Source organism: Cellulosimicrobium cellulans, from assembly GCF_006539945.1.
GTDB lineage: Bacteria > Actinomycetota > Actinomycetes > Actinomycetales > Cellulomonadaceae > Cellulosimicrobium > Cellulosimicrobium cellulans.
Window position 1 is genome coordinate 20,397 of the sequence record NZ_BJNZ01000038.1, and the last position, 9,057, is coordinate 29,453.

At 74.1% G+C, this 9,057-nt stretch carries 8 protein-coding genes; 7 read left to right on the plus strand and 1 reads right to left on the minus strand.

Going from position 1 to position 9,057, the window contains the following annotated elements:
* The first annotated feature begins 55 nt into the window (after window positions 1–55).
* The 7 genes from CCE02nite_RS19180 to CCE02nite_RS19210 all read left to right on the plus strand — a co-directional run bounded on the left by CCE02nite_RS19180 (window position 56) and on the right by CCE02nite_RS19210 (window position 7,998).
* On the plus strand, window positions 56–1,366 hold the full coding sequence (locus CCE02nite_RS19180) for a Gfo/Idh/MocA family protein (RefSeq protein ID WP_141391191.1): 1,311 nt from the start codon (window positions 56–58) through the stop codon (window positions 1,364–1,366).
* 113 nt (window positions 1,367–1,479) lie between these two features.
* Window positions 1,480–2,754 carry an ABC transporter substrate-binding protein gene (locus tag CCE02nite_RS19185; RefSeq protein WP_141391192.1) on the plus strand — a complete coding sequence of 425 codons (1,275 nt, stop codon included), beginning with the start codon at window positions 1,480–1,482 and terminating at the stop codon, window positions 2,752–2,754.
* A gap of 73 nt (window positions 2,755–2,827) precedes the next feature.
* Entirely contained in the window at window positions 2,828–3,781 is a 954-nt protein-coding gene (locus CCE02nite_RS19190; protein WP_141391193.1) for a carbohydrate ABC transporter permease, read from the plus strand.
* Complete coding sequence (locus tag CCE02nite_RS19195) at window positions 3,778–4,698, plus strand: carbohydrate ABC transporter permease (protein ID WP_255318984.1); 921 nt, start codon at window positions 3,778–3,780, stop codon at window positions 4,696–4,698. Before CCE02nite_RS19190 ends, CCE02nite_RS19195 begins: the two co-directional genes overlap by 4 nt.
* Before the next feature lie 8 nt (window positions 4,699–4,706).
* Window positions 4,707–5,765, plus strand: a complete 1,059-nt coding sequence (locus tag CCE02nite_RS19200) for an NAD-dependent epimerase/dehydratase family protein (protein WP_218027166.1) — start codon at window positions 4,707–4,709, stop codon at window positions 5,763–5,765.
* Window positions 5,765–6,952: a dihydrodipicolinate synthase family protein gene (locus CCE02nite_RS19205; RefSeq protein ID WP_218027167.1), complete on the plus strand. Its 1,188-nt coding sequence runs from the start codon at window positions 5,765–5,767 to the stop codon at window positions 6,950–6,952. The genes CCE02nite_RS19200 and CCE02nite_RS19205 overlap by 1 nt, the downstream gene beginning before the upstream one ends.
* A complete protein-coding gene (locus tag CCE02nite_RS19210; RefSeq protein WP_141391195.1) occupies window positions 6,949–7,998 on the plus strand; it encodes a hydroxyacid dehydrogenase in 1,050 nt (349 codons plus the stop codon). Before CCE02nite_RS19205 ends, CCE02nite_RS19210 begins: the two co-directional genes overlap by 4 nt.
* A gap of 56 nt (window positions 7,999–8,054) precedes the next feature.
* Here CCE02nite_RS19210 and CCE02nite_RS19215 read toward each other — a convergent pair.
* On the minus strand, window positions 8,055–9,057 hold a 1,003-nt coding region (locus CCE02nite_RS19215; RefSeq protein WP_308463706.1), incomplete at its 5' end, for a DMT family transporter.

A 9,057-nucleotide genomic window follows, 5' to 3' on the forward strand; every position in this document is an offset into this window, starting at 1 on the left:
GGGGCGGGAGACCCCCGCCCCGCAGGACCATCGCAACGGAGCAAGGACCGCACACGTGACCCCGAACCCCCAGCCTGTCACCGTCGCCCTCGTCGGCGCCGGGAACCGCGGACAGACGTACGCGCGCTGGATCGCCGAGCACCCGGAGCGCGCCCGTCTGGTCGCCGTCGCCGACCCTCGGGCGCACCAGCGCGGGCTCGTCGTCCACCAGGCCGTCGCGGGTGCCGCGCGGCCGCAGGTCGCGGAGTTCGCGACCTGGCGCGACCTCGTCGCCGCGGGCGACGCCGACCGGGCCGCGGGGGGCACGGGCCGGCTCGCGGACATGGTGATCGTCGCGACGCAGGACCGCGAGCACCGCGACCCCGTCGTCGCGCTCGCGCCGCAGGGGTACGCGATCCTCGTCGAGAAGCCGCTCGCGCCGAGCCCGGAGGAGTGCCGGGACGTCGTGGACGCGGTCGAGGCGTCGGGCGTGCTCTTCGGCGTGTGCCACGTGATGCGTTACATGCCGTACACGGACCTCGTGAAGTCGGTCGTCGACTCGGGCGTCCTGGGCGAGATCGTCAACGTCCAGCACCTCGAGCCCGTCGGCTGGTGGCACGACGCCCACTCGTACGTGCGCGGTCCGTGGCGCTCGGAGAAGACGTCGAGCCCGATGCTGCTCGCGAAGTCGAGCCACGACCTCGACTGGATCCGCTACGTCACGGGCAAGCGGATCACGACGGTCGCGAGCTTCGGCTCCCTGAAGCACTTCCGGCCCGAGGAGCGCCCCGTGGGCGCGGCGGACCGCTGCCTGGACTGCCCGCTCGAGCCCACGTGCCCGTACTCGGCGCCCCGCCTGTACCTGTCCACGTTGCGCGAGAAGGGCCCGATCTGGCCCGTCTCCGTCATCACGGACGCGACCGACGAGGCGGGCGTCGTCGAGGCCCTGCGCACCGGCGACTATGGCCGGTGCGTCTACGCCTCGGACAACGACGTCGTCGACCACCAGGTCGTCGCCATGGAGCTCGAGGGCGGCGGCGCGGCGACGTTCACCATGACCGCGTTCTCCGAGCAGGACCACCGCAAGACCCAGATCTTCGGCACCCACGGGTGCCTCGACGGCGACGGCGAGAAGGTCCGCGTGACCGACTTCCGCGACGGCAGCGTCACCGTGCACGACGGCGGCCACCACGGCGCCACGAACGCCGCCGACGACCACGGCGGCGGCGACTCGGGCGTCATGGACGCGTTCGTGCGCGCCGTCGCCACGGGCGACCCGAGCCACGTCCGGTCGGGCGCCGTCGAGTCCCTCCAGAGCCACCTCGCCGTGTTCGCGGCCGAGGAGTCGCGCCACCGGCGCACCGTCGTCGACGTCCCGGCCCGCTGACGCGTCCGGCGCGACGACCGCACCACCCCGCACCTCCACAGCACCACACCGCACAGCACCACCCCACCCCCCACCCGCCCACCCCGGCGGGACCTCACCAAGGAGACACGTCGATGACCCTGCGCACGACGAAGCGCCTCTGGACCGCCGCTCTCGCGGTCGGCACGCTCGGCGCGCTGAGCGCCTGCGCCGGCGGTGCCGGCGCCGGCAGCTCCACCCCCACCCCCGAGGACGGCGCCGCGTCCGGCTCCGTGACCATGTGGACGTACCCCGTCATCGCCGACGAGGCCGCCCACAAGGCCTTCTGGGACGAGCAGATCGCCGCGTTCCAGGAGGAGAACCCCGACGTCGACGTCAAGGTCGAGATCTACCCGTGGGCCGGCCGCGACGAGACGCTCGCGACCGCGATCGCGGGCAACAAGGGCCCCGACGTCGTCTACCTCATCCCGGACCAGATCCCGAAGTACGGCAAGTCCCTCGCCGCCGTGGACAACTACGTCACGGACCAGGTGGGCGACCTGCGCGAGAACGCGTCGAAGGCCGTCACGGTCGACGGCGCGATGCTCGGCTCGCCGCTGATCATGAACAGCAAGCCGCTCGTGTGCAACGCCGCGGCGTTCGAGGCTGTCGGCGAGGCCGGCAACTACCCGGAGACGTGGGACGACCTCATGGCGCTCGCGCCGACGTTCCAGGCCGCCGGCTACGACGTCACCAACTACTGGGGCTCGGTCGACGCGACGCTCAACGAGTCCTTCTACCCGCTGCTGTGGCAGGCGGGCGGGTCCGTCTTCTCCGAGGACGGCTCGTCGGTCGCGTTCGACTCCCCCGAGGGCGTCGAGGCGCTGCAGTTCGCGGTCGACCTCGCCGAGGGCGGGTACATCGAGAAGGACCTGCTGACGACCATCCCCGCGTTCGAGCAGACGAACACCGCCAAGGGCAAGATCGCGTGCACCTGGCAGCAGGGCCCGGCCGACGTCGCGGGCTTCTGGGGCGAGGAGAACGTCGTCGTTCTCCCGCCGCTCAAGGAGGCGGAGGCGGTCGCGTTCGGCACGGTCGGCTCGCTGTCCGTGCTCAAGACGGCCGAGAACGTCGACGCCGCGGGCAAGTGGGCCGCGTTCGCGACCTCTCCCGCGGTGAGCACCGAGTACGCGAAGGCGGCGGGCTGGTTCTCGCCGTACGAGAGCGAGTCGGGCCTGTACGCCGACGACGCGGTGCTGTCCGCGCTCGAGGAGACGCTCCAGTACACGACCGCGGGCGAGGTCAACGAGAAGTCCCGTGAGGTCATGGGCGTGCTCGCCCCGGAGCTCCAGGCCGCGCTCATCGGCGAGAAGACGCCGGAGCAGGCCCTGAAGGACGCGGCCGCGGCGGCGAACCCGCTGCTCGGCTGACCGACGCCGCGGCGCGGGCAGCCGTCCCCCTGCTGCCCGCGCCGCGGTACCTCGCGGTACGAGAGGAGAACCCATGACCGCGACCGCCCCCACCTCGGACGGGCTGACCGCCGACGGGGCCGACCGGCGCCCGGCGCCGAAGCCCCCGCGCGGCACGACCTGCCGCGTCCTGGAGCGCCGAGAGGCGAGGATCGGCCTGCTGTTCGCCCTCCCCGCGTTCCTGCTGTTCCTGCTGTTCCGGTTCGGCCCGGCGATCGCCGGCGTCGCGCTGAGCTTCTTCGACTACACCATCGGCGTCGGCGCCGAGTGGACGGGCGTCGAGAACTTCCGGCGCATGGTCGACGACCCGATCTTCTGGTCGGCGCTGCGCGTCACGGTCGTGCTGAGCCTGCTCATCGTCCCGGTGTCGCTCGCGATCTCAACGTTCATGGCGCTCATGGTGCGCCGCTCGTTCCGCGGCTCCGGCTTCTACCGCTCGGTGTTCTTCCTGCCCGTCGTCACGAGCCTCGTGCTCGCCGCGACCGTGTTCACGTGGGTGTTCTCCACGAACGGCCCGTGGTCCAAGCTCATGGGCGCGCTCGGGTTCTCCACCGAGTCGTGGCTCGGCGACACGCTGCTCGTGCTGCCCGCGCTCGCGATGGTCGCGATCTGGTCGCGCTTCGGCTACGGGATGCTCATCCTCCTCGCGCGCATGCAGGACCTGCCGCGCGAGCTCGAGGAGGCCGCCGCGATCGACGGCGCCGGGCCGTGGAAGCGGTTCTGGTTCATCATCGCGCCCCAGCTCAAGCCGACCCTGTTCTTCCTCGCCGTCATCGAGACGACGGCGTCGTTCCAGATCTTCGACCTCGTCTACGTCATGACGGCGGGCGGGCCCGCCCGGGCGAGCTACAACCTCGTCTTCTACATCTACGACCAGGGCTTCAAGTACTTCGACCTCGGCTACGCGAGCGCGCTCGGCGTCGCGCTGTTCGTCGTCACGCTGGTCGTCGCCCTGATCCAGCGCTACGCCATCGGGAGGGACAAGTGACCGCCGCCGACCCCACCACCACCGGGCGGGTGCTCGAGGGCGCCGCGATGCCCGTGCGCCCCACCGCGACCCGCCGCCGGCGCGGCCGCAAGGGCGCGAGCGACCTGTCGCTGCGCGGCAAGGTGCTGCGCTACGCCGTGCTCTCGCTCGCCGCCGTCGTGACGATCTTCCCGTTCTACGCGATGGTCGTGCTGTCGCTGAAGCCGGCCGCCGCGATCGACTTCCCCGCGTCGCTCCTGCCGACGAACCTCACGACCGAGGCCTACGGCCGCGTGCTCGGCGCGGGCAACATCGGCACCTGGCTCGTCAACACGCTCGTGTACTCCGTCGTGTCCGTGGTCGCGGTGCTGCTGCTCGCGTCGATGGCCGGCTACGCGTTCGCGAAGAAGAAGTTCCCCGGGCGCGAGGCGATGTTCTGGTCGTTCCTCGCGATGGTCATGGTCCCGTACCACGTGACGCTCATCCCGACGTTCATCCTCATCGCGCAGGCGGGCGGGCTCGACACCTACTGGGGCCTGATCCTGCCGACGCTCGCGAACGCGCAGGCCGTGTTTCTCATGCGGCAGTTCATCCTCGACCTGCCCGACGAGCTGTTCGAGGCCGCGAAGCTCGACGGCGCCTCGGAGTGGCGCATCTTCCTGCGCATCGTGCTGCCGCTGTGCAAGCCGATCCTCGCGACGCTCGGCACGTTCGTCTTCCTGTGGCACTGGAACGACTTCCTGTGGCCGCTCATCATCGGCCAGGGCACCGACCACTGGACGCTGACCGTCGGCATCGCCTCGCTCCAGCAGCAGGACGTGCCGCTCAACATGGTGCTCGCGGGCGCCACCATCTCGTTCGTTCCGATCTTCGCCTCGTACCTCGTGGCCCAGCGCTTCTTCGTCGAGGGCGTCACCTCGTCCGGCATCAAGGGATGACTCACCACATGACCACGCAGACCAGCACCACCGCCCTGAAGGCCCCGACGTCCGTCGCGGAGCTCGAGGAGCTGCTCACGACGCCGTCGCCGGCCCTCGTGGAGGACCTGGCAGCCCGCTCGGGCGACCTCGTCATCCTCGGCGCGGGCGGGAAGATGGGCCCGAGCCTGACCGTCCTCGCCCGCCGGGCGCTCGACGCGGCCGGGCGCACGGGCGACGCCGTGCACGCCGTCTCGCGGTGGTCCGACCCCGAGCAGGCCGACCGCCTGCGCGACGCCGGGGTGAACGTCGTCGCGGCCGACCTGCTCGCGCCCGACGCGGACCTCGCCGCCCTGCCCGACGGCGCCGACGTCGTCTACATGGTGGGCGCCAAGTTCGGCACGTCGTCCGCGCCGTCGCTCGCGTGGGCCGCGAACGCGGCGCTCGTGCACGACGTCGCGCGCCGCTACGCCGACTCGACCATCGCCGCGTTCTCCACCGGGAACGTCTACCCGCTCGTGCCCGTCGAGTCCGGCGGGTGCTCGGAGGAGCACCCCGTCGGGCCGGTCGGCGAGTACGCGATGAGCTGCCTCGGCCGCGAGCGCGTGCTCCAGCACGCCGCGCTCTCGCGCGGCACCAAGGTCGTGACGATCCGCCTCAACTACGCCGTCGACCTGCGCTACGGCGTCCTGTTCGACGTCGCGTCCCCCATCCTCGCGGGCGAGCCCGTCGACCTCACCACCGGGCACGTCAACGTCGTGTGGCAGGGGTACGCGAACGAGGTCGCGCTGCGCTCGCTCGCGCTCGCGTCGTCGCCCGCGACGGCGATCAACCTCACGGGCCCGGAGACGGCGTCCGTCGAGCGGCTCGCGACGCTGCTCGCGCGCGGGCTCGACCGCGAGGTGTCGTTCACGGGCGAGCCCGCCCCGACGGCGCTGCTCAACGACGCGACGCGCTGCCACGAGCTGTTCGGCTACCCGCAGGTCCCGCTGCGCACGCTCGTGGACTGGCAGGCGCGGTGGCTCGCGGCCGGGCTGCCGACGAGCGGCAAGCCGACGAAGTTCGCCGTGCGCGACGGGGCGTTCTGATGACGGCCCCCACCACCCCCGCCGCCGCCCCGGCCACCCCGCGCCTCGCCGACGATGTCGCCGCGCTCCTGCGCACGGGGACCGTCATCCCGGCGCAGCCCCTGGCGCTCGACGCCGACCGCCGCCTCGACGAGCGCCGGCAGCGCGCGCTCACGCGGTACTACCACGCGGCGGGTGCGGGCGGCGTGGCCGTCGGCGTCCACACGACGCAGTTCGAGATCCGCGAGCACGGGCTCCTGCGGCCCGTGCTCGAGCTCGCGGCCGAGGTGTCGCGCGCGACGGTCGCGGGCGACGCGCCCGCGGGCTCGCTGCACACCGGGCCCCGCCCGCTCGTCCAGGTCGCGGGCGCGGCCGGCGACGTCCGGCAGGCCGTGGCGGAGGCAGAGCTCGCGGCATCGCTCGGCTACGACGCCGTCCTGCTGGCCCCGCGCGTTCCCGGCCTCACGGGGTCGCGTGAGGAGGTCGAGCGCGTGCTGCTCGACCGCGCCCGCGCCGTCGGCGAGGTGCTGCCCGTCATCGGGTTCTACCTCCAGGAGGCGATCGGCGGCCCGCGCCTGTCCGTCGGGTTCTGGCGCGAGTACGCGTCGATCGAGGCGGTCGTCGCGATCAAGGCCGCGCCGTTCCACCGCTACCGGACGATCGACGTGCTGCGCGGCGTCGCCGCGTCGGGTCGTGGCGACGAGATCGCGCTGTACACGGGCAACGACGACGCGATCGTCGCCGACCTCACGCAGCGCCTCGACGTCCCGGTGACCGATGCCGAGGGTCACCCCGCGACGTTCACCGCGCGGTTCGTGGGCGGCCTGCTGGGGCAGTGGGCGGTGTGGACGCGGGGCGCGGTCGAGACGCTGGCGCTCGCGCACGCGGCGCACGGCGTCGGTCCCGACGGCGAGGCCACCGTGCCCGACGCCGCCGCCCTCGCGACCCTCACCGCGCGCGCGGCCGGGCTCACCGACGCGAACGCGGCCGTGTTCGACGCGGCGCACCACTTCGCGGGCGTCATCGCGGGCGTGCACGAGGTCCTGCGGCGCCAGGGCCTGCTCGACGGCATCTGGTGCCTCGACCCGGACGAGACCCTCTCCCCCGGGCAGGCTGACGAGCTGACGCGCGTGACGGCGTCGTACCCGTGGCTCGCGGCCGCGGACGACGCGCTCGTCGCGGAGCACCTCGAGGACTGGCTGCGATGACCGGCGCGCCGGGCCCGCAGGCCGGTCCGGGAGCCGAGGCCCGTGCGCTCGTCGCGGTCGCGCCGTGGCTGCGGTCCGAGCTGTTCGCCCCGGACGCGTGGGAGCGCCTGGCCGGCGCGGGACCGTTCGACGTCGTCGACGACCCGCGGGCGCTGGGCGCCGCGCTCGACCGGCTGAGCCCCGCGGCGCGCGAACGCGTCGACGCGCTCGTCATCTCGTGGGGCACGCCGCCCCTGGACGCGGACCTCCTGGACCGGCTTCCCGGGCTGCGTCTCGTGGCGCACACGGGCGCCTCCGTCAAGCCGTTCGTCACGCCCGCGCTGTGGCAGCGCGGGGTCCGCGTGACGCAGGCGGGCCAGGCGATGGCGCGACCCGTCGCGGAGGTCTCCGTGACGTTCGCGCTCGCGCTGCTGCACCAGGTCCCCGCGTTCCACAACGCCCTGCACGACGGCGTCCCCTGGGCCGACGCCGAGGCCGCACCCCCGCGGTACGAGATCGCGGGCACGCGCGTCGGCGTCGTCGGGGCGTCGCGCACCGGGCGGGCGGCGATCGCGATGCTGCGCGCGCTCGGCGCGGAGCTCGTGGTCGCCGACCCGACCCTCTCCCCCGCGGACGCCGCCGCGCTGGGCGCGACGCTCGTCGGGCTCGACGAGCTGCTCGCGACGAGCCGCGTGACGATGCTGCACGCGCCCGTGCTGCCCGAGACCCACCACCTGCTGGGCGCGCGCGAGCTCGCGCTCCTGCCCGACCACGCCGGGCTGGTCAACACCGCACGGTCGTGGCTCACGGACGAGGACGCCCTGGTCCGCGAGCTCGCGAGCGGGCGGATCAGCGCCGCGCTCGACGTCTACGACGCCGAGCCGCTGCCCGCGGACCACCCGCTGCGGCGGCTGCGGAACGTGCTCCTCACCCCGCACCACGCCGCCGCGACCGTGCAGGGCCGGCTCGCGCAGGGCGCGATCGTGGTCGACGAGCTCGCCCGCTTCCGCGCCGGGGAACCGCTGGTCCACGAGGTGCGCGAGGCAGACCTCGACCGGATGGGCTGAGCCCGGGTCGAGCGGGGCCGCGCACGTCGGCCCGGCCCGGAGCGGGTCGGGCCGGCTCAGGCCCGCGCGTCCGGCACCGGGGCCGCGGGGCCGACCCGTCGCCGCGGGAGCGTCGCGATCGCGACCCCCGCGAGGCACAGCGCGCCTCCCGCGAGCGTGACGGCAGCCGGGACCTCGGCGAGCACCAGCCAGGACAGCACCCCGACGATGGGCGGCACGAGGTACGTCGTCGCGGCGGCCCGGCCCGCGCTGAGGCGCGAGAGCGCGTAGCCCCACGTCGTGAAGGCGACCGCGGTCGGGCCGAGCCCGAGGAGCACCACGGCCCACGTGGACGACGCGGGAGCCGACCCTGCGTCGGCGGCGAGCGCGGGGGCGAACGGCAGGAGCGCGACGGTGCCCGCGAGGCACCCGACCCACGTCATCGTCAGCGCGTCCACCCGCGAGAGCAGGCGCTTCTGCGACGTCGCCGCACCCGCGTAGAGGACCGCGGCCGCGAGCCCGAGCGCGACGCCGACGACGTCGCGCTCACCGGACGACGTCGCCGCGGCGATGATCGCGACCCCCGCGAACGCCGCGGCCATGCCGACGAGGAGGCGGCGCGGGAAGCCCTCCCCGAGCAGCAGGCCCGCGAGGACCGCGACGAGGACCGGCGCGACGTTGACGAGCAGCGCCGTCGTCCCGGCGTCGAGGTGCTGCTCGGCGGCGTTGAGCGCGAGGTTGTAGAGGCTGAACCACCCCACGCCCCACGCGAGGACGGCGACGAGGACGCGACCGCGCGGCAGGACGGGGCGCGCACCGCCGCGCAGCCACCGGACGGCGACGATCGCCGTGAGGCCGACGCTGCCCGCGAGCTGGCGGCCGAGCGCGAGGGAACCGGGCTCGTAGTCGTGGCCCGCGGCCCGGACCCCGATGAACGCCGACGCCCACAGCAGGACGGTCACGGCCACCGCGAGGACGACGGGGAGCGCGGCGCGCCGGGCCGACCCGCGCGCCGGGGGCGGCCCGGGGGCGAGGCCCGCTGCCGGGGCAGCCGAACCGGCGGCGTCGACGGGTGCGGTC

Excerpts from the sequence above, each read along its gene's own strand:
- CCE02nite_RS19185 (WP_141391192.1), top strand. The coding sequence starts at position 1,480 with ATGACCCTGCGCACGACGAAGCGCCTCTGGACCGCCGCTCTCGCGGTC.
- CCE02nite_RS19190 (WP_141391193.1), top strand. The coding sequence starts at position 2,828 with ATGACCGCGACCGCCCCCACCTCGGACGGGCTGACCGCCGACGGGGCC.
- CCE02nite_RS19200 (WP_218027166.1), top strand. The coding sequence starts at position 4,707 with ATGACCACGCAGACCAGCACCACCGCCCTGAAGGCCCCGACGTCCGTC.
- CCE02nite_RS19205 (WP_218027167.1), top strand. The coding sequence starts at position 5,765 with ATGACGGCCCCCACCACCCCCGCCGCCGCCCCGGCCACCCCGCGCCTC.
- CCE02nite_RS19210 (WP_141391195.1), top strand. The coding sequence starts at position 6,949 with ATGACCGGCGCGCCGGGCCCGCAGGCCGGTCCGGGAGCCGAGGCCCGT.